The organism is Hydrogenophaga palleronii NBRC 102513 (assembly GCF_001571225.1).
Classification (GTDB): Bacteria; Pseudomonadota; Gammaproteobacteria; order Burkholderiales; family Burkholderiaceae_C; genus Hydrogenophaga; species Hydrogenophaga palleronii.
On sequence record NZ_BCTJ01000023.1, the window covers coordinates 30,597 to 55,142 of the forward strand.

Genomic DNA, 24,546 nt, shown 5'->3' on the forward strand with positions numbered 1-24,546 from the left:
TGTTCTGAGGTCTGTCCATGCGCACAGACCTCACCCCTCCCCCCAGCACCGGCCGACCCTCGCGGGTGGCCATCGTCGGCTCCGGCATCGCCGGCCTGGCCGCGGCCCACACCTTGCAGGGCCTGGCCGACATCACCCTGTTCGAGGCCGGCGACTACTTCGGCGGCCACACCCACACCGTTGACGTGACGCTGCCCGACGCGCGTGGGGTGGACACCACCTTCGGGGTCGACACCGGTTTCCTGGTGCTCAACGAGCGCACCTATCCCAACCTGCTGGCGCTGCTGGCCGCGCTGGAGGTGCCGATTGCGCCGTCCGACATGTCGTTTTCGGTGCAGGTGCCCGATGGCGCCGGCCCGGGCCGCGCGCTGGAGTGGAGCGGCAGCGATCTCTCCAGCGTGTTTGCGCAGCGCCGCAACCTGGCCAACCCGCGTTTCCTGCGCATGCTGGCCGACATCGTGCGCTTCAACCGGGTGGTCACGCGCCTGGCCGAACGCGGTGAAGACCTGCGGCCCGACAGCCCCTTGCTGCAGCCCCTGGGCGACTTCTTGCGCGCGCAGGGTTTTTCGGATGCGTTCCGCGACTGGTACTTCCTGCCCATGATGGGCTGCATCTGGAGTTGCCCGACCGACCAGATGCTGGCCTTCCCGGTCGCCACCATGGTGCGCTTCTGCCACAACCACGGCCTGCTGCAGGTCACCCAGCGGCCCCAGTGGTACACCGTGACGGGTGGTGCGCGCCGCTACGTGCAGAAGATCACCGACCGCATCGCCGACAAGCGCCTGGCCACGCCGGTGCAGAAGGTGCTGCGCGACGCGCAGGGCGTGCGCGTGGTCACGGCCGGCCAGGTCGAGCGCTTCGACGCCATCGTCATGGCCTGCCACAGCGACCAGGCGTTGCGTCTGCTGGGCGAAGAAGCCAGCGCTGCCGAGCGCGAGCTGCTGGGTGCGATCCGCTACCAGCCCAACCGCGCGGTGCTGCACACCGATGCCTCGGTCCTGCCGGAGAACCCACGCGCCTGGGCGGCGTGGAACTACGCGCGCGCACCGAGCGCCCCGCTCGAATCGGCACAGGTCTGCCTGCACTACCTGATCAACCGCCTGCAGCCGCTGCCGGTGGCGCAGCCGGTGCTGGTCTCGCTCAACCCGCAGCGCGAGATCAACCCGACGCAGGTGCTGGGCGAATACGCCTACGAGCACCCGGTGTTCGACCTCGCGGCGATCCGTGCGCAAGGCATGCTGCCGCGCCTGCAGGGCCAGCAGCACACCTGGTTCGCCGGTGCCTGGACCGGTTACGGTTTCCACGAGGACGGCCTCAAGTCGGGCCTGCAGGCGGCGCGTGCGCTGATCGACGCGCGCGGCCTGGTGCCGGTGCCCAGCGACAGCGAACTGCGGCGCGCCGCCCTGCCCGGGGTGTTTGCTTGACCGGCGCTGCGCCGGTGGCACAGATCGGCTTCGGCCAGGTGCGCCACACCCGCCATCGGCCGCAGCGCAACGCCTTCGTTTACCCGACCTACTTCCTCATGCTGCCGATGCGCAGCCTGCGCGCGCACGGCCCCGGTGCCCTGGCGCGCAACCGCCGGGCGGCCCTGGCCTTTCACGACGCAGACCATGGCGACGGTGGCGATGACAGCCTGGCCTGGCTCGACGGCGTGCTGCAGCAGCACGGCATCCACGACGCGCAGGGCGAGGTCTGGCTGCACACCTACCCGCGTGTGCTCGGCTACAGCTTCAAGCCGGTGAGCTTCTGGTACTGCCACCACCGCGACGGTGCCTTGCGCGCGGTGCTGGTGGAGGTCAACAACACCTTCGGCGAGCGCCACTGCTACCTGCTGGACGCGCCACGCTACGGCCAGCCCTGCGAAGCCAGCAAGGTCTTTCACGTGTCGCCGTTCTGCCCCCTGCGCGGCCGTTACCGCTTCGTGTTCCAGCGCACCGCCGGCGAGCGCCCGCGCACGGTGGCGCGCATCGACTACTTCGACCACGACGGCGCTGCGGATGCGCCACCGCTGCTCAACACCAGCGTGAGCGGTGCGCTGCTGCCGCTGAACCCGCAGACCTTGCGCCGCGCGTTGTGGCGCCATCCCGCCATGACCGTTGGCGTGATCGCGCGCATCCACTGGCAGGCCCTGCGCCTGTGGTGGCGCAAGGCGCCGTTTTTTCGCCAGCCACCCGCACCGGGTGATTTCGTGACCACCGCCACCGCCGTGCCCACGGCCCCCACCCCGAACGCGGAGCCCCTCCGACCATGAACAGCACCACCGCCCCGCGCAGCCCCGTCGGCTTTGAACTGCCCCGCAACGCACCCGCGGCCGCGCGCACCACCCTGCAGTTGCTGCAGCGCCTGGTGCATGGCAGCCTGACGCTGCAACTGCCGGACGGCACGCTGCAACGCTTCGGCCAGGCCGACGGGCCGCACGCCAGCATAAAGCTGCACAACTGGAACGTGTGCGGCGCGGCGCTCAAGTCGGGCGACATCGGTTTTGCCGAGACCTACATCGCCGGCGACTGGAGCACGCCCAACCTCACGGCCTTGCTGTCGCTGCTGGTGGCCAACCGGCGCGAGGTGGAAGACATGGTCTACGGCTGCTGGATCGGGCGCCTGGCCTACCGCGTCAAGCACCTGCTCAACCACAACTCCAAGGCCAACAGCCGCAAGAACATCCACGCCCACTACGACCTGGGCAATGCGTTCTACTGCCTCTGGCTCGACGAGACCATGAACTACTCGTCGGCCTTGTTCGAAACGCCCGACCAGCCCCTGGTGGACGCGCAACACGCCAAGGTGCGGCGCGCCTTGCAGGAGGCCGGCGTGCGCGCCGGCGACCGCGTGCTGGAGATCGGCTGCGGCTGGGGCGCGCTGGCCGAGAAGGCCACCACCGAGTTCGACGCGTCGGTGGTCGGCGTGACGCTGTCCACCGAACAGCTGGACTTCGCGCGCGAACGCCTGCAGGCCATCGACTGCACCGAACGCGCCGACCTGCGGCTGCAGGACTACCGCGACATCACCGATGCGCCCTTCGATGCGATCTGCTCGATCGAGATGGTGGAAGCCGTCGGCCGCGAATACTGGCCGACCTACTTCCAGAGCGTGGCGCGGCTGCTGAAGCCGGGTGGGCGCGCCTGCATCCAGAGCATCGTCATCGACGATGCGCACTTCGAGCGTTACGTGAAGGGCACGGACTTCATCCAGCAGTACATCTTCCCGGGCGGCTGCCTGCCATGCCCGCGCGAGTTTCGCGCCCAGGCCGCGGCGGCCGGGCTGGAGGTGGTGAACGAATGGGCCTTCGGCCGCGACTACGCGCGCACGCTGGCGATCTGGCGCGAGCGTTTCCTGCACGAGCAGGAGCGCGTGCAAGCGCTGGGCTTCGACACCCGTTTCCTGCGCATCTGGGAGTTCTACCTCGCCTACTGCGAAGCAGCGTTCGAGCAGGGCAGCATCGACGTCGTGCAGTACACCCTGCGCAAGCCCGGCTGAGGCCGCCGCCATGCGCGCCCGCGTCGCCCGCCGCCGGTTCTGCCCCTTGGCCCTGCTGACGGCCATGGCCTTGCTGGCCGGCCTGCCGATGGCCACGCAAGCCACGCCGGCCGACACCACGCTGGCCACGGCGCTGCAACACCAGCCACGCGTGGGCACGGCACGGCTGCGTTACTGGGGCTTCGATGTTTACGACGCCAGCCTGTACGCCGCCCCCGGCTTCGACATCCTGCGTTTTCAGGAACAGGGCTTCGGCCTGGAGCTGCACTACCTGCGCAGCTTCAAGGGTGCCGACATCGCCGAGCGCTCGATCCAGGAAATGAAAGGCCTCGCCACCATCAGCCCGGCGCAGGCGCAGCGCTGGCAGAGCACGATGGCCGCCCTGTTCCCCGACGTGGAGAAAGGCGACCGCATCACCGGCCTGCACCTGCCCGGGCGCGGTGCGCGTTTTTACCTCAACGGGGCGCTGCTCGGCGACATTGCCGACGACCCCTTCTCGCGCCTGTTCTTCGGCATCTGGCTCTCGCCCGGCACCTCGCAGCCGCGCATGCGCGACGCGCTCATCCAGTCCGTCGGCGCGGGCGCGCCACGTGCACCATGAGCGACGTCGCGGCCCGCTTCATCGGCCCCGGTGCGTGGCGCGAAGGCCTGCGCTACGGCCTGCTGGGTCTGCCGCTGGCCTTCGTCGCGCTGCCGCTCTACGTGATCCTGCCCAACCTCTATGCGCGCAACTTCGGTGCGCCGCTCGCGCTGCTGGGTGCGGTGCTGCTGGCCGCGCGCCTGTTCGATGCGCTGCTCGACCCCTGGATCGGCCGCTGCTGCGACCGCTGGTTCCAGCGCTCCACCGGCCACGTGCTCCGCGCCACCGCCTGCGCGGCGCTGCTGCTGGTGTTCGGCCTCTGGGCTCTGTTGTTCCCGCCTGCCGCGGTGCGCGCGGCCGGGAGCGGCGCGCTGCTGGCCTGGGCCGGCGCCTGGATGGTGCTCGGCTTCACCGCCTACAGCGTGGTCGCGGTGGCGCACCAGTCCTGGGGTGCCCGGCTCGGTGGCAACGAAGCCGAGCGCAGCCGCGTGGTGGCCTGGCGCGAAGGCCTGGCGCTGCTGGGTGTGTTGATTGCCGCCGTGCTGCCCGGCACCGCCGGCCTGGGCGCCACGGTGCTGGTGTTCGCGCTGTTGCTGGCCGCCGGCTGGTGGGCCTGGGGCCGCAGCGCCGCACCGGGCCACGCCGCGCCCAACCCCGCGCCGGCCACCACCCGCGCATCGCCCCTGGCGCAGCCGGCGTTCCGGCGTCTGCTGCTGGTGTTCGTGCTCAACGGCACCGCCAGCGCGGTGCCGGCCACGCTGGTGCTGTTCTTCGTGCAGGACCGGCTGCAGGCCGCGCCCGAGATGGAGCCGGCCTTCCTCGCCACCTACTTCCTCTGCGCCGCGCTGTCGATGCCGCTGTGGGTGAAAGCCGTGACGAGGCTCGGGCTGGCGCGCACCTGGTTGCTCGGCATGGGCCTGTCGGTGGCGGTGTTCGTCTGGGCCGCCACGCTGGGCCCCGGCGATGTGTGGCCCTTCCTGCTGGTGTGCGCGCTCTCGGGCGTGGCGCTCGGCACCGACCTCACCGTGCCCGGCGCCTTGCTCGCCGGCCTGATCGGCCAGCTGGGCGAACGCGGCCAGCGCGAAGGCGCGTACTTCGGCTGGTGGAACTTTGCCACCAAGCTCAACCTGGCGCTGGCCGCCGGCCTCGCGCTGCCCTTGCTGGCGGCCTTCGGCTACGTGCCCGGCGCGCGCGACGCCGCCGCGCTGCAGACCCTCAGCGTGGCGTACTGCCTGCTGCCTTGCGCGCTCAAGCTGCTGGCGGCAGGCGCGCTCTACACGCTGGTGATCCGGCATCAACCCAAGTGGATACCGGCTGCATCCCGTTCCGTTTCCTCCCCCTGAAAGACCGCCATGAAAAGACGCCTTCTGCTCGCCGGCGGCATCGCCGGTGCCGCCACCCTGAGCGGCTGCGCCGGCCCGCAGCTCGCACAGTACGCCGCCGAAAAACCCGTGCTCGACCTGCGCAGCTACTTCAACGGCACGCTCGATGCCTACGGCGTGTTCACCGACCGCTCGGGCGCGGTGGTGAAGCGTTTCACGGTGGTGATGCGCTGCAGCTGGAACGGCGACGACGGCGTGCTGGACGAAGCCTTCACCTACTCGGACGGCAGCACACAGACACGGGTGTGGCGCATGAAGCACCTGGGCCAGGGCCGCTTCAGCGGCACCGCCGACGACCTGGTGGGCGAAGCGCGCGGCGAGCAGCAGGGCAACGCCTTCCGCTGGGGCTACACGCTGCGCCAGCCGGTGGGCGAGCGGACGTATGAGCTGCAGTTCGACGACTGGATGTACCTGATGAACGAGCGCGTGATGCTGAACAAGGCGACCATGAGCAAGTTCGGCATCCGCCTCGGCGAAGTCACGCTGTCCTTCGTGAAGCGCAGCGGCGGCGCATGATGGGCACACCACGGTCCTTCGTCGAAACACCGGCGGCCGCACCGCCGCCCGCACAGCTGCGCCGCAACCGCTCGCTGCTGCCACCCATGAACCCGCCCCTGACCGACTGGCGTGGGCAACGTGTGTGGCTGGTGGGCGCCTCCAGCGGCATCGGCGCGGCCACCGCGTCGGCGCTGCACGCGCGCGGCGCGCAGGTGCTGGTGTCGGCGCGCCAGGCAGATGCCTTGCAGGCCTTCGTCGCCACACACCCGCCGCGCGACGGCCTGGCCGCGCAGGCCTGGCCGCTCGATGTGACGGACGCCGACGCCGTGGCCCGCACCGCGCGCGCCATCTTGGCGCAAGGCCCGCTGGACCTGGTGCTGTACTGCGCCGGCCACTACCGCGAGATGCGCGCGACCGACATGGACCTGGCCGACCTGGAGCGGCACCTGGACATCAACTACCGCGGCGCGCTGCGCGTGCTGGCCGAAGTGCTGCCGGCGATGACGGCGCGCGGCCAGGGCCACGTCAGCCTCATCAGCAGCGTGGCGGGTTTTCGCGGCCTGCCCAAGAGCCTGGCCTACGGACCGACCAAGGCCGCGCTGACCCACCTGGCGGAAACGCTGTACCTCGACCTGCACCCGCAGGGGCTGGGCGTGAGCGTGGTGCATCCGGGTTTCGTGCAGACGCCGCTGACGGCACAGAACCGTTTCACCATGCCGGCACTCATCACGCCGGCGCAGGCCGCACAGGCCATGCTGGAAGGCTGGGGGCGTGGCGCCTTCGACATCCACTACCCCAAGCGCTTCACGCGCTGGATGAAGCTGCTGCGCCTCCTGCCCTACCGCGCCTACTTTCCGGCAGTGCGCCGCTTCACCGGGCTATAAACCGCTCATGCAGACCCCACACCCCGACGACCCGCGCGCCGCCATTGACCGCCTCTGCGTCTGGTTCGAAGCGCTGTCGCCCGAGTCGCTCGCGCGGCTGCCCGAGTTCTACACCACCGACGCGCGCTTCAAGGACCCGTTCAACGACGTGCAGGGCATCCCGGCGATCACGCAGGTGTTCGAGCACATGTTCCGCAGCCTGCAAGCGCCGCGTTTCGTGGTGACCAGCCGCGTGATCGACGGCGCGCAGTGTTTTCTGGTGTGGGAGTTCCGCTTCCGCTTCCAGCGCTTCGACACCGTGACCGAACAGGTGGTGCGCGGCGGCTCACACCTGCACCTGGCCGCCGATGGCCGTGTGCGCGAACACCGCGACTACTGGGACGCAGCAGAAGAGCTGTACGAGAAACTGCCGGTACTGGGTGGCCTGATGCGCTGGCTGAAGAAGCGCGCGAACGAGGGGTAGCCAGACCAGGACAGCGCGGAACCGGCTTTGCCGGGCCGCTGCTGTCGCCCCCTGGGGGGTGACGCGCCGCAGGCGCGGCGCGGGGGAGTCAACTCGGCTTGCTGTCGACGAAGCTCGGACGTGCGTGCAGCTTCTCACCCAGGCGCGCCAGGTTGGGGTACTGCGAACGCCAGTCGATGGCGGGGAAGCGGAAGTCCAGGTAACCCAGCGCGCAGCCCACGGCCACGTCGGACAGGCTGAAGTGGATGCCCGAGCAGAAGGCCTTCTCGCCCAGGCCCTGGCTCATGGACCTGAGGCTGGCGTCGATCTTGGCTTGCTGGCGCTGGATCCAGGCGTCGCTGCGCTCACCCTCGTTGCGGCCCGGCCAGGTGGCTTCGAGGCGCGCGAGCACGGCGGCGTCGAGCAGGCCGTCGGCCAGGGCTTCCCAGGTTTTTACTTCCGCGCGCTCGCGGCCCTGCGTAGGAATCAGCTTGCCCACCGGCGAGAGTGTGTCGAGGTACTCGACGATCACGCGCGAGTCGAACACCGCTTCGCCACCTTCCATCACCAGGCAGGGCACCTTGCCCAGCGGGTTGGAGGTCATGATGGTGGTGTCGGCCGACCACACGTCTTCCAGAATGAACTGGTAGTCCAGTTTTTTCTCGGCCATGACGACACGCACTTTGCGCACGTAGGGGCTGGTGATGGCGCCGATGAGTTTCATGTCGCGTGAAAGGCTCGCAGTAAGGACAAGGGGGGCTTGAACCGCGATTCTAGCCAGCGCCCGACGGCCCCGGCCGCGCGGGGAGGGGCCTCCTACAATCGGGGCATGCGCCCGATCACCTCTTCCTCCACCGCCCCGTCTTCCTCCTCCTCCGCCGGCCTCAGCGCGATCTCCGCGCTGTCGCCGCTCGACGGCCGTTACGCCGGCCGCCTGGCGAGCCTGCGGCCTTTCATGAGCGAGCAAGGCTACATGCACCGCCGCGTGCAGGTCGAGATCGCCTGGTTCATCGCCCTGTCGGACGCCGGCTTCGCCGAATTCAAGCCGCTGTCGCCCGGCGCGCGCACCTACCTGCTGGGCCTGGTGAAGAATTTCAGCGAGGCCGATGGCCAGGCCATCAAGGAAATCGAGAAGGTCACCAACCACGACGTGAAGGCGGTCGAGTACTGGATCAAGTCCAAATTCGAGGCCCGCCCCGAGCTGGAAAAAGCGGCCGAGTTCGTGCACTTCGCCTGCACCAGCGAAGACATCAACAACACCAGCCACGCCCTGCAACTCAAGGGCGGGCGCGATGCCGTGCTGCTGCCCTCGCTCGACGCGGTCATCGACAAGCTGCGCGGCATGGCACACGCGTATGCCGAAGTGCCGATGCTCAGCCGCACACACGGCCAGACTGCCAGCCCGACCACCGTCGGCAAGGAGATCGCCAACGTGGTGGTGCGCCTGAGCGCCGCGCGCGAAAAGATCGCCAGCGTCAAGCTGATGGGCAAGATGAACGGCGCCGTGGGCAACTACAACGCCCACCTAAGCGCCTGGCCCGACTTCGACTGGGAAGCCTTCAGCCGCAACGTGATCGAACAGCCCGAGCCCCTCGGCCTGGGCCTGACCTTCCAGCCCTACAGCATCCAGATCGAGCCGCACGATTACATGGCCGAGTTGTTCGATGCGATCGCACGCACCAACACCATCCTGATCGACCTGGCGCGCGACATCTGGGGCTATGTGAGCCTGGGTTACTTCAAGCAGCGCCTGAAGGAAGGCGAGATCGGTTCCTCGACCATGCCGCACAAGGTCAACCCGATCGACTTCGAGAACGCCGAAGGCAACCTGGGCCTGGCCAACGCGCTGCTGCGCCACCTGTCCGAGAAGCTGCCGATCAGCCGCTGGCAGCGCGACCTGACCGACTCCACCGTGCTGCGCAACATGGGCGTGGCACTGGGTTACGCGGTGCTGGCCTACCACGCCATGGGCGTCGGCCTGGGCAAGCTGGAGCTGAACGAAGAAGCGCTGGCAAGCGACCTGGACGCGTCCTGGGAAGTGCTGGCCGAGCCAATCCAGACCGTGATGCGCCGCTACGGTGTGTCGGGCGCGTACGAGAAGCTGAAGGAAGTGACGCGTGGCAAGACGGTGACCGCCGAAGCGCTGCACGCACTCATCCGCAGCCTGGAGATTCCGCAGCCGGAGAAAGACCGTTTGCTGGCCATGACCCCCGGCAGCTACGTCGGCAAGGCGACCGAGCTGGCCCGCCGGGTCTGAAGGCGTTCCGCGCTCCCGGGCGGAGCGCGGCCTTGAAGTCGGCTCCGCGCCGGAGCCTGCCGCGTCAGCGGTTCGAGCTCAGGCGGCGACGGATGCGGAAGAACAGGCGCGACAGCACGGGCGGCAGCCAGTCCCGGATGTGCTCGTCCGCGCGGAATTGCCGCACTTCGGCCTGCACCTCGGCCGAGTCCGTGGGCCGCGCGTAATACATGGTGCCGTGGCTCGGCACTTCCTTGTAGACGTTGCGCGAGCTGGTGTAGTAATACAGCGCGATCGAGCGCCGCTTGACGCCCTCCGGCGTGTTCAGCGGATCCGGGTGGCCATGGAAGCTGTCGGCGTCGGTGCTGAACACCACGCAGCGGTTCAACAGCGGGAACACCTTCGAGTGGCAGGTCGTCATCTTGCGGTCCCACAACTCGAGCGCACCACCCCACTCCTCGTTCCAGTCCGGGTTCAGATAGATCAGCAGGTTGATGCGGCGTTCGAGGTGCAGGGTCTCGTTGATGCGGAAGTCGGCGTGCACGCCCAGCAAACCGCCCTTGCTGATTTCGTGAAAACCGCCACCTTCGAAATAGGGGTCGGGGATCAGGCCGTCGATGCCGGTCAGGCCTTGCAGGAACTGCAGCACCGCCTTGGAATTGAGAAAGGCGAACAGCGCCTGCGCATCCCTGTTGCAGTCGTAGGGCAGGATCTGGCGCTTGTGGTGCCCGCCGTAGTTGATGTCGAACACACGGTCCGACTTCAAGGGCTCGGCCGGGAAATTGTCCAGCGCCTGGTGCAGCACCGCCTCTGGCAGGATGCCGTCGAGCACGATGTGCGGGAAGGGCTCGGCCGAACGGTATTCCTGCGCCAGCATTTCGCCGGTGGCGCGGGCCTCGTCGGGTTCCATGCTCAAGGTGCCGTCAAAGCTGACCGGCAAGGTGAGGTCGAAGCGATTCATTGGGTCAAAACTCCACGGATCCGGGGATCCCATTCAAAACGGCTGGGGAGGGCGGCCGGCAGGCAGTCCGCTTGCTTCGGCAAAGGCCGGTCGACCTCTCGGGGGGTTGACGCGGCAGCAACCGCGAGCGCTACGGGGCAGCCAGGGTCTGGCCGCGGACGCCTACATCCAGCGCGATGATATCGAGCCTGAAGGGCAAGCACTGCATTCGAAGCGCGGCTTTCGTGCAATCCGATACAAAAGTGCACGGTCCTTGATCCAAGTCACCCTCCGACTGCCATCAGGCGGCCGGCACCACCCCGGTCATTTGTCCGTCGGCTCCAGCGCCCGCTCGGCATACCGGTTGAAGCGCCAGGCATCGCCCTCGATGGTGATGCGGCGCCAGCTTGCGCGCTTTTCGCCAGGCGTCATTTCGGTCCAGCGCTGCACCTCGTTGAAGTAGCGCCCACAACCCTTGCAGACCTCATCGCCCTGGCTGGTCGAGCAGATGGCAATGCAGGGCGTGTCCGGTGTGGTGTCGTACCAGGCCAGCCACGCCGCCTTGGCGGCCTCGGGCAGGGTGGCTTCATCGGCTTCGGGCTCGTGGAACCAGACCATCAGCGCGTACACCTCGGCCAGAGCGCGCAATTCCTTGCACAGCGACACGCCGTCCGGCGAGGGTGAACGCTCACGCCAGAAGTTGATCGCGGCTTCGATGTCAGTGATGTGGATGCCGGCCATGGGGGGTGGATCATAGCCAGTTCGACCGCCTTGAGTCGCGACCGGCGGCAGAACCGGCATGGGCCCTGTGGTAACTGCGTACCCCCGGCCTGATCCATAACGCACGGTGGCCCGCTACAATCTCGCTTCTCGAAGGGGAGTAGCTCCCAATTCCATCGCAGACGGGCCACAGCGCCCTGCTTCGGCGGATGTTCGGGTTTGTCGTCAATACGAAGCCCTCGGCTTCCGGCAACCCGGGCCCGGTGTCACCACACCAGGCTGAGCAAGACCTTTGATGGGCCCACCGGGTCGATCAAGGCTTGCCGTCCCTTCGCGCTGCGCAATTGCGCCATCGTGGGCAGATGAACAATGCCCCTGATTGCCCTGGTGGTCGATAGAAAAGAACGGGCGGGCAACGATGACAACGGGAACGACGCGCGTCCCGCCCTTGTGAGCAAACGACAACGAGGAATATATGGATTTCCTGACATCACCTGCGTTTTGGGTCGCGCTGGGTCAAATCATCATCATCGACATCCTGCTGGGGGGCGACAACGCGGTCGTGATCGCGCTCGCCTGCCGCAAGCTGCCACCCGCCCAGCGCACCAAGGGCATCATCTGGGGCACGGCCGGCGCCATCGTCCTGCGCATCATCCTGATCGCGTTCGCGATGACGCTGCTGGCGGTTCCGTTCATCAAGCTGGTGGGGGCCATCCTGCTGGTGTGGATCGGCGTGAAGCTGCTCGCTCCCGATGACGAAGGCCACGGCGACATCCAGGGCAGCGACCGCCTGTTCGCCGCCATCAAGACCATCATCGTCGCCGACCTGGTGATGAGCGTGGACAACGTGATCGCCATCGCCGGCGCCGCCCAGAATGCGGGCGAGCACTCGTTCCTGCTGGTGGTGCTGGGTCTGCTGATCTCCATCCCGATCATCGTCTGGGGCAGCACGATTGTCATCAAGCTGATGGCGCGCTTCCCCGTCATCATCACGGTGGGCGGCATGCTGCTGGGTTGGATCGCTGGCGGCATGCTGGTCACCGACCCGGCTTTCGTCAACCCCGACAAGTGGCTGTGGATGCCCAAGCTGGGCACGCTGGCCGCGGACGGCACGGCCGAAATCTCCACCACGCTGTACTGGGTGTCCCACGTGGCTGGCGCGCTGCTGGTGCTGGCCCTGGGCAAGTGGCTGGCCTCGCGCAAGCCGGCCGTGACGCACGAAGCCTGATCGGCGGCGAGCGCTTCGCGCCTGCCAGGGGCGGTGTCCGAAAGGGCATCGCCCTTTTTCTTGGTCGCGCCCGGGCTCGGGGTGCAGGCGCAGCGATGCTATGCTGGCCCCATGAAACTCATCCTCAACTGGTTGCTGGCCGCTTGTGCGTTGTTGCTCGTGGCGTATCTTTATCCCGGCGTGCAGGTGCAGAGCTTCACCTCGGCGCTGATCGCGGCGGCCGTCATCGGCCTGTTCAACGCGGTGCTGCGCCCGGTGCTGGTGATCCTGACCCTGCCGGTCACCATCGTCACGCTGGGCCTGTTCCTGTTCGTCATCAACGCGCTGATGTTCTGGGCAGCATCGGGCGTGCTCGGTGGCTTCCACGTGAACGGCTTCGTCGCCGCCCTCATCGGCTCGCTGATTTATTCGCTGCTGATGCTGGTGGTGAACGCGGCCACCCGCTCGGTCACGCGCTGAGCCCGCCCGCGGTGCCGCTGCACCGCGCGCCTTATTTCTCTTCGTTCACCGAATCGCGCAGCTGCGCCTCCACCTCGCGGCGGCGGCTGTCGACGATGGCGAGCTCCATCGCGTCGGTGCGCTGCGCCGCCGGCAGGGCCTGCGCCACCTTGAAGCGGTCCACCGCGCCACCGAAGTCGAGATGGGCCGCACGTGCCTCGGCTTCGGCGCGAATCGAGCGCAGCTGCTGACCCTGGGCCGCGTACGCACGCGACAGGGTCTGCCAGGCCACCGCGTCCCGCGGCGCCACCGCCACCCAGGCCTGCAAGCGTGTCACCGCACGCTGCGCTTCGCCGGTGGCCAACGCCGCCTGGGCACCGAGCAGCGCGCTGGCGCGCGAGGTGCCCGCGAGGGCCTGGTCGCGCAACTCCGCCAGCAACTGCGCCTGGGGTGCGGGCATGGTTCTGGTGGCACCGGGTGCCAGCAGCACGTCCATCAACAACGCATCAACCGTCGGCCGGGCATCGGCCGTGACCTCCGTGCGCAGGCGCTGCGCCAGGTCCAGGGCAAGATCGCGCTGGCCCAGACGCAGGGCAGAGAGCGCGGCGGCGTAACGGTCGCCGGTCGATGCGTTGGCGGCCTGGCCACTCGCCAGCCAGGCGCGTTGGCGGTCGGGGCTGTTTTCGGCCAGCACGCGGGCGCGGGCCGCCATCAGCGCGTGCACGGCGCGCGAGGGCGTGGGCAAGCCGATCGCCGCATCGCGCGCATCCCGGCCGCCGCCGCCCGGCAAATCCAGGCGCAGACCCTGGCTGCCGCCGGCCATCGCAGCGCCGGAACGGCTGGCCGCGGCCATCGTCGGCCCGCTGGTCGAGGCGGCCGGCCCCTGTGGCAAGCGCGAGCGCATGTCGGCGATGCGGTCGCCAGTCAAGGGGTGGCTGCGCAGATAGGGAAACGAACCGTCGTCGTAGCGCGAGGCCTGCTGCATCTTGTCGAACATGCTGACGAAGCCATGGCCATCGAAGCCGGCGCCGGTGAGCACACCGAAGCCGACGCGGTCGGCCTCGCGCTCCATGTCGCGCGAAAAGTTGAGCTGGCTTTGCGCCGCCACCGCGCTGCTGCCGGCGATCGCCGCACTGGCCACGTTGGCGTTGGAGCCCGCCGCGAGGGCGCCCAGGATCATCGCACCCATCATCCACGGCGCCATGCGGTCCTGGCGCGACATCATGCGTGCGATGTGGCGCTGCGACACGTGGCTGAGTTCGTGCGCCATGACGGAGGCGACTTCTTCCGGCCGGTCCGAGAGCGCCACCAAGCCCAGGTTCACACCGAGGTAACCGCCGGGCAGGGCAAAGGCGTTGACGCGTTTGTCGCGCGAGACCACCAGCTCCCAGGCCATGCGCTCGGCCAGTTCGGGCGGCACGTCGCCACGGTCACGCGCCGCGCCCAGCAAGGGCTGCCAGAGCGCCTGCAGGTAGTCGCCCAGCACCGGGTCGTCGATGTAGTCGGGGTCGCGGTAGATGTCGCGCGCGATGCGGTCGCCCAGCCGCCGCTCGGCACCGATCGACATGCCGTCGCCATCACCCAGACTGGGCAGGGCAGAAGCCGACGGACCTTCGCGCCCGGACGACGATTGCGCCAGGGAGGCCGGGGCCGTGAACAGCAGCGAGGCGGTGGCGGCCAGCGCGCACAGGCCCAGCAAAGCTTGTCGAACAGCGGTGGGCAGCGGGGTCGGAGTCAAACGCATCCCCGTATGATGCCGCCAAGTCCCGCAGGTTCTGTAAAGCCTGCGAAACAAGCCCAGATGCCCGATACCAAACCCTCATCCCCCCTGACCCATTTCGACGCCCAAGGCCAGGCCCACATGGTCGACGTGGCCGCCAAGGCCAGCACCCACCGGGTGGCGGTTGCCGAAGGCCGCATCCGCATGCTGCCCGCCACGCTGGCCCTGATCCAGGCCGGCACGGCGAAAAAAGGCGACGTGCTGGGCATCGCCCGCATCGCCGGCATCCAGGCCGCCAAAAAAACCAGCGACCTCATCCCGCTGTGCCATCCCATCGCCTTGACCCGCGTGGCGGTGGAGTTTGACATCGAGCCCGATCTGCCCGGCGTTCGTTGCCAGGCCACGGCCGAGTGCACCGGCCAGACCGGAGTGGAGATGGAAGCCCTGTCCGCCGTGTCCGTCGCACTGCTCACGATCTACGACATGTGCAAGGCGGCGGACCGCGGGATGGTGATGGACGGGGTGCGGCTGGTGGAGAAGCGCGGGGGGAAGAGTGGGGTGTTTTTTGTCGATCAGTCGCCCGAGCTTTGAGAGTCCCTCAGGACTTGCTCCAGTCTCATTGGCGTGTGGTTTCGCAACCGAGTATCCACGGCAAGCACCCAATCCCCGTTGAGGCCATCCAATGGTAGATAGTGCGTCAGTTCGACCCCGTTCACCGAAATGACGCCCGTGGTTTCTCCACCAAAAGCACGGGCCCTGTCCAAGATTGCGCCCCTCTGAGTTTGCACGTTGTCGACCCACCGAGAGGGGCGCTGCGGCAGATCGAAACCTGCCATAGCGAGCTCAATGGCTTCTAGACGCTCGAAGTCGTTCGAAGGACGAGTCGCCAGCAAGGGAAGAGGCCCTGACCACCTCAAATGATGAAGCGCGGCAAGATCACGCGATGTGAATTCTATGGTTCGCAGCTCGCTGGCGCGGACCAGCACAACCCGATCAACCGCATACACAAGCGCAACAGGACGCTCCGCCGCGAGAACTGAAAGGCTTAGCAGCGCTGTTGACAACAGTATCCACAGCAGCACACCAATGTCTGCGACAACCTCCGCGCCCACCTTCCTCCGGGTTCGCCAAGGCAACACCAGCAGCGCTGTAGTGACCACATGAACAACCACCGCATAGGCCCCGACAGACAAGACGCCGGAGCCCACCCAGAAGGAGCGGGGGTACCACCAGCCCAACACTGCCCACACGCCAAGCAGCAAGGTCAAGAGTGACACTCCCACCGCTCCCCAAAACATCGCGTCATGGCCTCGGCGAGTTGTCGTCATGGCGTCTTCGTATCTTTTGAGCTGAGCAGCCCGCACGCATTGAGCACTTCGGGACTGTTGATCTGCATGAATTCATCGTGTGCCGCAGGAAAAATTTGAGCAAACGATACGGCCGTCTCACCGGCTTGCAAGGCCCTGCCCAAGCGACACAGCGCTTCGAGGCGAACCCAGAAAACAATCGGATTGGGACCCACATTCAGCAAGCGATCCGTGACTTCCAACATGGCCGATGCGTTCGCGGAACTCAAGGCGACGCGCTCCACCAAAGCGCGATCAGCGTAATAGCGGAACAAAACCGTGCCCTGAGCACCAGTCACGCGCGTCATGTCGGTTGAAGCACGACCGTCTTCGCCGAACGCCCTAGCCACACGGACATAGTCCGCCAACGCCAGAAAACTGGAAACCAACAACAACGCGGCCAGAACCACAGTTCCCGCACTTGGAAAAGTACGGTTCGCGCGCGCCGCAACTGGCTCCGCTACCATCAATACGCCAAAAGCAAATGCTGTGGGCAGAAGGAAGTGCATGTACCAGGCCGGATACTCCAGGAGACTGTGCACACCCACCACTGCGATCAGCATCCAGGCCCATTGGGAGTTGGTATCGGCTAGCCGCCAAGGCAACCGCCGGCACAAAAACCAGACCATGGGGGCAAGAATCAGGAACGTGGTTGCGAATCCAGTTTCCGCCAGCAGGTGCAGCACCAGATTATGAGCATTGGTCGTATTGGAACCGGCTGGATTAAATGGCAACTCAAACAAGCGCGCAAAACCCAGATTGCCCCACCCCACACCCGCTATGGGGTGCATAAGCGCCAGGGACCACGCCTCTTGCCAATAGATGAACCGGATCGACACGGACTCCATGCCTCGTCCATGCACACCTTCCAGACCAAACCCGAACAAAGCTGACAGCGCATCCAGGAGTTGGGTGAGTAGAAGTACCCACAACGGAGCCAGGAAGAAGAGCTTGAACTCATGGGGCCTTGCGGTCTTGCGCCAGATACACAAGCAACCGGAAATCAAGAACAACTCAAGCAGCCCTGTTCTGGAGGCGGATAGGGCCAAACCTGAAAAGGCGAGAAAAGCGACCCCAAGCGACACCCTCAGCGTCACCTCGCGCTCTCGATACAACCACCATAGTGACACCAGTCCGAGAACGCAGAATGAGGCGAGATGGTTTGCCTGGCGCAGATTTCCGTAGGGGCGGTCGGACTCGTTTTGACTCACAAGCGGGTAGAAGATCCGCTCGATGTCAAAGTACTGAAGCCACGCCACCAACGCGTGAATCACCATTCCAATCAGCAGTGTCCACATCACCCCCCTCAGCAGGCTTCGCCGTGCCACGAACTGTGCACCCAGTCCGATGGAGATCCATGCACAAAGTGCGGCCGCAAGCAGCGCGATCAGAGAGAGCGGTTCGGATTGGGGCCCAAGCATGATGGCCACGAACGATGCAAGGAGCCAAATGCCAGGCCACTTGGGCAAGGATGGCCTACAGACCAGGCCGATCAAAGACACGGTGATCACGCCCATCAGAAAAGGCGTCACCATCAGCGATGGCCCATAGGCCCTCGGCCAGACCAGCGCTGCGAGAAGCAAAACGGCGATCCCTATCAGCCCTGAAGTTTTCTTCGACACGGATTGCGTCATCTCTACTGTCCAAGAATTAAAAAGGGCGCTCGAAGCGCCCTTTCTTGCATGCCACGGAACGATATCAGCGACGGCAATCCGCAGGTACCAGGCGCGCGTTGAGCAAACCACGGTTGCCACCCGAGGCGCTCGTCGTGCCTGCCGAGTTGCAATTCCAGGTCACGGAGCCGGTAACCGGCGGGGTGCCAGCGGTCAGGCCGTCGTCTCCATCACGCGGAGCGAGAATCAGCGTATTGCTACCTGCAGGGGCTACACGGGGGGTATAGGCGATGGTGATTTCGCCATTGCCCGAGTCAATTACCACAGAGGTCACGTTGGCCGTCGCGGTGGGCTGCGTCCAGCCCGAGCCGAAAGGCGCGCCATTCGCGGCGTTTTCGCTAACGGCCGTCTTGGCCGAACCTGCCAAGGTCAGGCCTTCGGTCACGCGAGCACGGATCGTGTAATCCTGATAAGCCGGCAGAGCCACAGCAGCCAGGATACCGATGATGGCCACCACGATCATCAATTCGATCAGGGTGAAACCTTTTTGCAGGGAACGCTTCATGGAGAACTCCTTGGAGAGAAAAAACAGAAACTGGGTTGAAGACAGTTCTGTATCAGCAGGCGCCGTGCCAACTTGAATTGGCCTGTTTTCTGCGGCCTATTTCACGCTTCACACGCTCGCAGTGACATTTGTTGACCGGTACTCCGGCATGGGAGCGACATTTTTTGTCACCGCCTGCCGTTCAGACAGGATTTGTCACAGCTCGAAGGTCTGCCCCGCGCTGAGCCAGCGGATGTCGTGGCGGCCGTCTTGCGGGCGATCAGGGGCCTGGTCGAAGCCCTGGATCTCTTCCATGATCTGGCCGGTTTCGGCCGGCTTGGTGTGGGTGATGTAGATCGGGTACTGGCGGCCGGGCGCGATCTGCGCCAGTTCGTCGGCCAGGGTGCCCGGGTCCAGGTGCAGGCTGCGTTGCGCCAGCGCGTGTTCGCGGGTGCTGAACGCGGTTTCGATCACCAGCTGTGCCACCGGCAGCTGGTTGATGCGCTGCCAGAAGGCCGGGTTACGTCCAGTGTCGCCGCTGAAGACCCAGTGGCCGGACGCGCTGGCAGCGGCAAAGCCCACCGCCGGCACCGTGTGCACGGCAGGCAGCACCTCCACCGCTTTGCCGCCCACGTGCAGCACCTCACCAACCGAGATCGACACAAAACGCATCAGCGGCGCATCGACGCTGGGAATGGCGGAAAAGTCGGGCCAGATCAGGTTGTTGAAGATGTGCACCTTGAGCGCGGCGATGGTGCCGGGCAGGGCGTGCACCTGCAATGGTGCGGCGCCCGCGGCCAGGCGCCGGGCGGCCACCGAGTCCAGCATCAGCGGCAAGGCCGCCACGTGGTCGAGGTGGGAGTGCGTGAGCAGCACGTGGTCGATGCGCGCCATCTCGTCCAGGGTCAGGTCACCGACCCCGGTGCCGGCGTCGATCAGGACGTCGTCGTCCAGCAGAAAGGAGGTGGTGCGGCAGCCATGGGCAATGGCACCGGAACACCCCAGAACACGAACCCTCATCGGCAGCTCAGCAGGCAATTGGCATGGCCGGTGCTGCCGGCGCATGACGGGTGGAATCTGGCTGCTCCAGGCCTGTCACAGACCGGGCGCAGCCGCTTCGCGCAGGCTAACCCGTCAGCACCGCGCCGGATAGGACTTTTTTGGCATTTTGGCCCGCGGTTGCAAAACGCAACGGGCTCGGGCGGGCACAGCCCCGTGCGGGGCATGCCGGTGTTCGTCAGTGCTGGACGAACTGCATCTGGGTGCCGGCCAGTTCCAGCAGGTCACCGTGGTACAGCTGCACGGCGTCGGAGCCGATCGGGTTGCCGTTGATGGTGGGTTTGTGCGTGCCTTCAACCAGCGCGACGACGTAGCCCTGGGGACGGCGCGTGATGGCGGCCACCGCCACTCCCGGCTTGCCAATGGTGGTCACCACTTTGACCAAGGGCACTTCGCGCCCGGCAGCGGTGCCCGACATCACCTTGATGGCGGCGTTGCCCACCGTGCTGCCCTGGGAATCGGCGCCTTCGACCACGGCGCCCCCGCTGATGACGGTGGTCTTTTCGTGGCTCTCGGTGGCGCCTTCGTGCACGAACTTGATCTTGTACTTGCCGATCTCGACCGTGTCACCGTTCTGCAGCTGCTGCTTCTTGATCGCCTTGCCGTTGACGTAGGTGCCGTTGGTGCTGTTCAGGTCTTCCAGGAAAACGTCCATGCCGGACATCTGCATGACGGCGTGTTCACCGCTGACCGCCAGGTTGTCGATCACGATGTCGTTGTAAGGACGGCGTCCGAGCGTGGTGCGGTCTTTGGTGAGCTGCACTTCCTTGATGACGACACCGTCGATGGAAACGATCATTTTCGGCATGGCCGACTCCTGTGGAACCTGTGAAGTGGTTTCTGAATGGATGAACAGTATTACTTGCCGAGCATGCGCGACAGCAGGCCCTTTCGGACCGGTCTCGAGCGAGCATACGCCAGTATCACCGAAATATTGTCGCGTCCGCCCGCGTCGTTGGCCGCGTCAATCAGGGCATGCGCCTTTTCTTCCAGCGTGCCCGCCGTCACCAGAATGGCGGCGATTCGCTCGTCGGTCATCATGTCGCTCAGGCCGTCCGAACACATCAGATACAGGTCTTCGTCTTCGACCCGGTATTCGTTGACCTCGAGCAGCACCGTGTCTTCCACGCCGAGCGCGCGCGTCACCAGATTCTTGTGCGAAGCGTACTGGGCCTGCTCCAGCGAGATCAGGCCGGCGTCGATTTGCTCCTGCAGCAGGGAGTGGTCGCGCGTGATCTGCACGAACTCACCAGCACGCAGGCGGTAGCAGCGCGAGTCGCCCACATGGCCGACCATGGCGCGTGCGCCGTGGAATACCCCCATCACCAGCGTCGTGCCCATGCCAGCGTACTGCGCATTGGAGTTGGCGGCGTTGAAGATCGAGCGGTTGGCGTTGTCGATGCAGATTTCCATGGCGCGTTTGAGCTCGCGCGCGCTGGCCTCGTGCCCGCCTTCGGACATCCAGCGTCCCAGTTCGGTCTTGATGAAGGTGGTGGCCATGGCGCTGGCGACTTCACCCGCGTTGTAGCCCCCCATCCCGTCGGCCAGCACCGCAATCTGGTTGTCAGGGTCGAAGGACACGGAGTCCTCGTTGTTGTCCCTGACCAGGCCCGGGTCGGTCAGACAGAAATACTCGAAGATCATATTGTTGGATTTATAGGGGGATGGCGGCGCCGGCCCGCAGGGCCACGGTCGGCGCCCCCGGGGGCGCCGTGATCACCTTGGCAAGCAGGGTATTTTCGTCGTACGTTGGATCCGTCGGCGTCGGATTGTCGCTTGCGCGAACGCCACCGCCTGGCTCAAGCTGCCCGGATGTCCTGGACATAAGCCGGGCACACAGATCGGCCAGCTGCTGCGGCAGCCCCAGGCGCTGGGTGATCGGGTACGCCAACACCGCCGGCGCGGCCGCCATCACCCACAGGCCCATGAAGGGGTCGGGTCGCCAGATCCTGCCCTGGCCTCGATGGGGGGTTTTCCTGTTGTTCAACACGTCGCGCATTCTCCGTCTGGGTTCGCTGGCTGGTCGCCGCGAACTGCCCAAAGGTCAGAGACAAGCGCACCGTCGGTGTCCGGCGGCATGCCGGTCCGAGACGTAGCATTTTGTTGCAAGCCGGCTCGGTGGATCAAGGGGCTTTTGTGCGTTTGCGGCCCAATCTGCGAGCAGACATAAAAAAAGGCAACGCAAGCGTTGCCCTTTTCACGGTGGCGCTGAAATGCTCAGAGCTGCGCCTTGAGCAGTTTGCCCAGTTCGGACGGGTTGCGGGTGATGATGAAGCCCGACTCTTCCATGATGGCGAGCTTGGCGTCGGCCGTGTCGGCACCACCGGAGATCAGCGCGCCGGCGTGGCCCATGCGCTTGCCGGGAGGAGCGGTCACGCCAGCGATGAAGCCGACCACCGGTTTCTTCATGTTGGCCTTGCACCATTGGGCAGCTTCAGCTTCGTCAGGACCGCCGATTTCGCCGATCATGATCACGGCATCGGTGTCCGGATCGTCGTTGAAAGCCTTCATCACGTCGATGTGCTTCAGGCCGTTGATGGGGTCGCCACCAATGCCCACGGCGCTCGACTGGCCCAGGCCGACTTCGGTCAGCATGGCCACGGCTTCGTATGTCAGCGTGCCCGAACGGGACACCACGCCGATGCGGCCCTTGCGGTGGATGTGGCCGGGCATGATGCCGATCTTGATCTCGTCGGGCGTGATCAGGCCGGGGCAGTTGGGGCCCAGCAGCAGGGTCTTCTTGCCGCCGGCGGCTTCCTTGGCCTTCATCTTGTTGCGCACTTCGAGCATGTCCCGGACCGGGATGCCTTCGGTGATGCAGATAGCCAGGTCCAGGTCGGCTTCAACGGCTTCCCAGATGGCGGCGGCAGCGCCTGCGGGCGGCACGTAGATCACGGACACGGTGGCGCCGGTCTGCGTGGCGGCTTCCTTCACGGAGGCGTAGATCGGGATGTTGAAGATCGACTCGCCGGCCTTCTTCGGGTTCACGCCGGCCACGAAGGCGTTCTTGCCGTTCGCGTATTCCTGGCACTTTTCCGTGTGGAACTGACCGGTCTTGCCGGTGATGCCCTGGGTGATGACCTTGGTGTCTTTGTTGATGTAGATCGACATGTGTGTTCTCCGGGCTTACTTGACGGCAGCAACGATCTTGGTCGCGGCTTCGGCCATGGTGTCTGCGGCGATGATGGGCAGGCCGGACTCGGCCAGCATCTTCTTGCCCAGCTCTTCGTTGGTGCCCTTCATGCGCACGACCAGCGGCACGTTCAGGTTCACGGCCTTGCAGGCGGTGATGACGCCGGTGGCGATGGTGTCGCACTTCATGATGCCGCCGAAGATGTTGACCAGGATGCCCTTGACCTTGGGGTTCTTGAGCATGATCTTGAAGGCTTCGGTGACCTTCTCGGGGGTGGCACCGCCGCCCACGTCCAGGAAGTTGGCCGGCTCGCCGCCGAACAGCTTGATGGTGTCCATGGTGGCCATGGCCAGGCCGGCGCCGTTCACCAGGCAGCCGATGTTGCCGTCCAGGCTGATGTAGGCCAGGTCGAACTTGGAGGCTTCCACTTCGGCCGGATCTTCTTCGTCCAGGTCGCGGAAGGCCACGATTTCAGGGTGGCGGAACAGCGCGTTGGCGTCGAAGTTGAACTTGGCGTCCAGCGCCATCAGGTTGCCCTTGGAGTCGGCGTTCAGCGGGTTGATTTCCACCAGCGACGCGTCGGTGTCCATGTAGCACTTGTAGATCTTGGCGAAGATGTCCACGGCCTGGTCGATCGAAGCACCGGTCAGGCCGATGGCTGCGGCCACCTTCTTGCTCTGCTCGGTGGTGATGCCGGTCAGCGGGTCGATCATCTCGGTGATGATCTTCTCGGGCGTGGAGTGGGCCACTTCCTCGATGTCCATGCCGCCTTCGCTCGACGCGATCAGGGCCACCTTCTGCGTGGCGCGGTCGGTCACCAGCGACACGTACAGTTCGTTCTTGATGTCGGCGCCATCTTCGATGTACAGGCGGCGGACCTTCTGGCCTTCGGGGCCGGTCTGGTGGGTCTTGAGCTGCATGCCCAGGATTTCGCCGGCCAGGCGCTTGACGTCGTCAATGCTCTTGGCCACCTTCACGCCACCACCCTTGCCACGGCCACCGGCGTGGATCTGGGCCTTGACCACCCAGACCGGGCCGCCAAGCTTTTGTGCGGCTTCCACCGCCTCCTGCACCGTAAACGCCGCAATGCCGCGCGGCACGGGCACACCAAACTGGCGCAAGATTTCCTTGCCTTGGTATTCATGGATCTTCATGAGGACTCTCTCAGGATCTGGGGGGGATGGAACGGCAGCCAGACCAGGGCAACCGCAAAGGGGGCACTGAAAACAGCAGCCGGCAACTGTATCATGGTGCAACGCACCAATGCGGAACAGCGCGCCCAGGCCCGTTTGGGGGCCGCCTCCCAACTCTCTCTGACAAGGCACACGTCCATGGCCAAGGTTTTCATCGACGGCGAAGCAGGCACGACCGGTTTGCAGATTCGCGAACGGCTGCAAGGCATGCCGCAAATCGAACTCGTGAGCATCGCGCCCGAGCTGCGCAAGGACCCGGCGGCCAAGCGCGAACTCATGGCGCAGGTCGATCTGGTCATCCTGTGCCTGCACGACGACGCGGCGCGCGAATCGGTCGCCATGATCGACGCACTGCCGGGCCACCAGCCCAAGATCATCGACGCCTCCACCGCGCACCGCGTGGCGCCGGGCTGGGTGTTTGGTTTCCCCGAGCTGGCCGCCGGCCAGCGCGAGGCCATCGTGAACGCCAAACGCGTCGGCAACCCGGGCTGTTACGCCACCGGCGCCATCGCGCTGCTGCGGCCCCTGATCGACGCCGGCGTGCTGCCGGCAGACCACCCGGTCAGCCTGCCCGCGGTGAGCGGTTATTCGGGCGGCGGGCGCAGCATGATCGAGGCTTACGAACAGGGCAACGCCGCGGCCTACGAGCTCTACGCCCTGAGCCTGAAGCACAAGCACATTCCGGAAATCATGGCCTACACCGGCCTCACGCGCCGGCCGATCTTCGTGCCCTCGGTGGGCAATTTTGCGCAGGGCATGCTGGTGCAGTTGCCGCTGCACCTGGACACGCTGCCGGGCGCGCCCACGCTAGCCGACCTGAACGCGGTCTACACGAAGCACTATGCCGGCAGCGAGTGGCTGAGCGTGTTGCCCGCCACCGAAGACGGCAAGCTCGATGCGCTGGCCCTCAACGACACCAACCAGCTGGAAATCCGCGTGTTCGGCAACACCGAAGCGCACCACGCCGTGGTGGTCGCGCGCCTGGACAACCTGGGCAAGGGTGCCAGCGGCGCTGCGGTGCAAAACCTCAAGCTGATGCTGGGGCTGTAAAACCCCGCGGGCATCCGGGTCCGGCCGCACCGACGGTCGGGCCGTCACACAGGCATGCGATCC

General features: G+C 66.1%; 26 protein-coding genes. 13 read left to right on the forward strand and 13 right to left on the reverse strand.

Annotated features, from left to right (window positions below; all coding sequences use genetic code 11):
* Positions 1–17: 17 nt before the first annotated feature.
* From HPA01S_RS15590 to HPA01S_RS15625, 8 genes are all read left to right on the forward strand, one after another.
* Positions 18–1,424 carry an NAD(P)/FAD-dependent oxidoreductase gene (locus HPA01S_RS15590; RefSeq protein ID WP_066271686.1) on the forward strand — a complete coding sequence of 469 codons (1,407 nt, stop codon included), beginning with the start codon at positions 18–20 and terminating at the stop codon, positions 1,422–1,424.
* Entirely contained in the window at positions 1,421–2,251 is an 831-nt protein-coding gene (locus HPA01S_RS15595) for a DUF1365 domain-containing protein (RefSeq protein WP_066271687.1), read from the forward strand. Before HPA01S_RS15590 ends, HPA01S_RS15595 begins: the two co-directional genes overlap by 4 nt.
* A complete protein-coding gene (locus tag HPA01S_RS15600; RefSeq protein WP_066271688.1) occupies positions 2,248–3,477 on the forward strand; it encodes an SAM-dependent methyltransferase in 1,230 nt (409 codons plus the stop codon). Before HPA01S_RS15595 ends, HPA01S_RS15600 begins: the two co-directional genes overlap by 4 nt.
* Before the next feature lie 10 nt (positions 3,478–3,487).
* Positions 3,488–4,078: a chalcone isomerase family protein gene (locus tag HPA01S_RS15605; RefSeq protein WP_157085057.1), complete on the forward strand. Its 591-nt coding sequence runs from the start codon at positions 3,488–3,490 to the stop codon at positions 4,076–4,078.
* Positions 4,075–5,400, forward strand: a complete 1,326-nt coding sequence (locus HPA01S_RS15610) for an MFS transporter (protein ID WP_066271689.1) — start codon at positions 4,075–4,077, stop codon at positions 5,398–5,400. The genes HPA01S_RS15605 and HPA01S_RS15610 overlap by 4 nt, the downstream gene beginning before the upstream one ends.
* Positions 5,401–5,409: 9 nt before the next feature.
* Entirely contained in the window at positions 5,410–5,955 is a 546-nt protein-coding gene (locus HPA01S_RS15615) for a DUF3833 domain-containing protein (protein WP_066271690.1), read from the forward strand.
* Positions 5,956–6,041: 86 nt separating this feature from the next.
* Positions 6,042–6,821 carry an SDR family NAD(P)-dependent oxidoreductase gene (locus tag HPA01S_RS15620; RefSeq protein WP_066271725.1) on the forward strand — a complete coding sequence of 260 codons (780 nt, stop codon included), beginning with the start codon at positions 6,042–6,044 and terminating at the stop codon, positions 6,819–6,821.
* Positions 6,822–6,828: 7 nt separating this feature from the next.
* On the forward strand, positions 6,829–7,284 hold the full coding sequence (locus tag HPA01S_RS15625) for a nuclear transport factor 2 family protein (RefSeq protein WP_066271691.1): 456 nt from the start codon (positions 6,829–6,831) through the stop codon (positions 7,282–7,284).
* A gap of 88 nt (positions 7,285–7,372) precedes the next feature.
* Here the strand turns inward: HPA01S_RS15625 and HPA01S_RS15630 are convergent, their stop codons facing one another.
* Positions 7,373–7,987, reverse strand: a complete 615-nt coding sequence (locus HPA01S_RS15630; protein WP_066271692.1) for a glutathione S-transferase C-terminal domain-containing protein — start codon at positions 7,985–7,987, stop codon at positions 7,373–7,375.
* A 105-nt stretch (positions 7,988–8,092) separates the two neighbouring features.
* On the opposite strand from HPA01S_RS15630, the gene purB reads away from it, so the two are divergent.
* Positions 8,093–9,520 (forward strand): adenylosuccinate lyase, encoded by a 1,428-nt coding sequence (gene purB / locus HPA01S_RS15635; RefSeq protein ID WP_066271693.1) that lies wholly within the window; start codon positions 8,093–8,095, stop codon positions 9,518–9,520.
* Positions 9,521–9,584: 64 nt separating this feature from the next.
* On the opposite strand, the gene HPA01S_RS15640 is transcribed toward purB, so the two are convergent.
* On the reverse strand, positions 9,585–10,460 hold the full coding sequence (locus HPA01S_RS15640; RefSeq protein WP_066271694.1) for a 2OG-Fe(II) oxygenase: 876 nt from the start codon (positions 10,458–10,460) through the stop codon (positions 9,585–9,587).
* Between the two features lie 303 nt (positions 10,461–10,763).
* A complete protein-coding gene (locus HPA01S_RS15645) occupies positions 10,764–11,180 on the reverse strand; it encodes a DUF3717 domain-containing protein (RefSeq protein WP_066271695.1) in 417 nt (138 codons plus the stop codon).
* A 454-nt stretch (positions 11,181–11,634) separates the two neighbouring features.
* On the opposite strand from HPA01S_RS15645, the gene HPA01S_RS15650 reads away from it, so the two are divergent.
* The gene (locus HPA01S_RS15650) at positions 11,635–12,387 is read left to right on the forward strand and encodes a TerC family protein (protein WP_066271696.1); all 753 of its coding nucleotides are present in this window, start codon (positions 11,635–11,637) and stop codon (positions 12,385–12,387) included.
* Between the two features lie 111 nt (positions 12,388–12,498).
* Positions 12,499–12,846, forward strand: a complete 348-nt coding sequence (locus tag HPA01S_RS15655) for a phage holin family protein (protein WP_066271697.1) — start codon at positions 12,499–12,501, stop codon at positions 12,844–12,846.
* Positions 12,847–12,877: 31 nt separating this feature from the next.
* Here HPA01S_RS15655 and HPA01S_RS15660 read toward each other — a convergent pair whose 3' ends face one another.
* On the reverse strand, positions 12,878–14,569 hold the full coding sequence (locus HPA01S_RS15660) for a M48 family metalloprotease (RefSeq protein ID WP_084360727.1): 1,692 nt from the start codon (positions 14,567–14,569) through the stop codon (positions 12,878–12,880).
* Positions 14,570–14,626: 57 nt separating this feature from the next.
* Here HPA01S_RS15660 and moaC point away from each other — a divergent pair, with 57 nt between their 5' ends.
* Positions 14,627–15,136 (forward strand): cyclic pyranopterin monophosphate synthase MoaC, encoded by a 510-nt coding sequence (moaC, locus tag HPA01S_RS15665; protein WP_066271699.1) that lies wholly within the window; start codon positions 14,627–14,629, stop codon positions 15,134–15,136.
* Here moaC and HPA01S_RS23160 read toward each other — a convergent pair.
* From HPA01S_RS23160 to sucC, 9 genes are all read right to left on the reverse strand, one after another.
* Positions 15,118–15,813: a hypothetical protein gene (locus HPA01S_RS23160; protein ID WP_157085058.1), complete on the reverse strand. Its 696-nt coding sequence runs from the start codon at positions 15,811–15,813 to the stop codon at positions 15,118–15,120. The two genes, moaC and HPA01S_RS23160, sit on opposite strands and share 19 nt — an antisense overlap.
* Positions 15,814–15,869: 56 nt before the next feature.
* Complete coding sequence (locus tag HPA01S_RS15670) at positions 15,870–17,525, reverse strand: PglL family O-oligosaccharyltransferase (protein ID WP_066271700.1); 1,656 nt, start codon at positions 17,523–17,525, stop codon at positions 15,870–15,872.
* A 64-nt stretch (positions 17,526–17,589) separates the two neighbouring features.
* A complete protein-coding gene (locus HPA01S_RS15675) occupies positions 17,590–18,069 on the reverse strand; it encodes a pilin (RefSeq protein WP_066271701.1) in 480 nt (159 codons plus the stop codon).
* 195 nt (positions 18,070–18,264) lie between these two features.
* Positions 18,265–19,068 carry a 3',5'-cyclic-nucleotide phosphodiesterase gene (locus HPA01S_RS15680; RefSeq protein WP_066271702.1) on the reverse strand — a complete coding sequence of 268 codons (804 nt, stop codon included), beginning with the start codon at positions 19,066–19,068 and terminating at the stop codon, positions 18,265–18,267.
* Positions 19,069–19,285: 217 nt separating this feature from the next.
* On the reverse strand, positions 19,286–19,915 hold the full coding sequence (locus tag HPA01S_RS15685) for an FHA domain-containing protein (protein ID WP_066271703.1): 630 nt from the start codon (positions 19,913–19,915) through the stop codon (positions 19,286–19,288).
* A gap of 50 nt (positions 19,916–19,965) precedes the next feature.
* Positions 19,966–20,751 (reverse strand): Stp1/IreP family PP2C-type Ser/Thr phosphatase, encoded by a 786-nt coding sequence (locus tag HPA01S_RS15690; RefSeq protein WP_066271704.1) that lies wholly within the window; start codon positions 20,749–20,751, stop codon positions 19,966–19,968.
* A 10-nt stretch (positions 20,752–20,761) separates the two neighbouring features.
* Positions 20,762–21,106 carry a hypothetical protein gene (locus HPA01S_RS15695; protein ID WP_066271705.1) on the reverse strand — a complete coding sequence of 115 codons (345 nt, stop codon included), beginning with the start codon at positions 21,104–21,106 and terminating at the stop codon, positions 20,762–20,764.
* A 218-nt stretch (positions 21,107–21,324) separates the two neighbouring features.
* Positions 21,325–22,218, reverse strand: a complete 894-nt coding sequence (sucD, locus tag HPA01S_RS15700; protein WP_066271706.1) for a succinate--CoA ligase subunit alpha — start codon at positions 22,216–22,218, stop codon at positions 21,325–21,327.
* Positions 22,219–22,233: 15 nt separating this feature from the next.
* Positions 22,234–23,394 (reverse strand): ADP-forming succinate--CoA ligase subunit beta, encoded by a 1,161-nt coding sequence (gene sucC, locus HPA01S_RS15705; RefSeq protein ID WP_066271707.1) that lies wholly within the window; start codon positions 23,392–23,394, stop codon positions 22,234–22,236.
* Between the two features lie 177 nt (positions 23,395–23,571).
* On the opposite strand from sucC, the gene argC reads away from it, so the two are divergent.
* Complete coding sequence (gene argC, locus HPA01S_RS15715; RefSeq protein ID WP_066271709.1) at positions 23,572–24,483, forward strand: N-acetyl-gamma-glutamyl-phosphate reductase; 912 nt, start codon at positions 23,572–23,574, stop codon at positions 24,481–24,483.
* Positions 24,484–24,546: the final 63 nt, after the last annotated feature.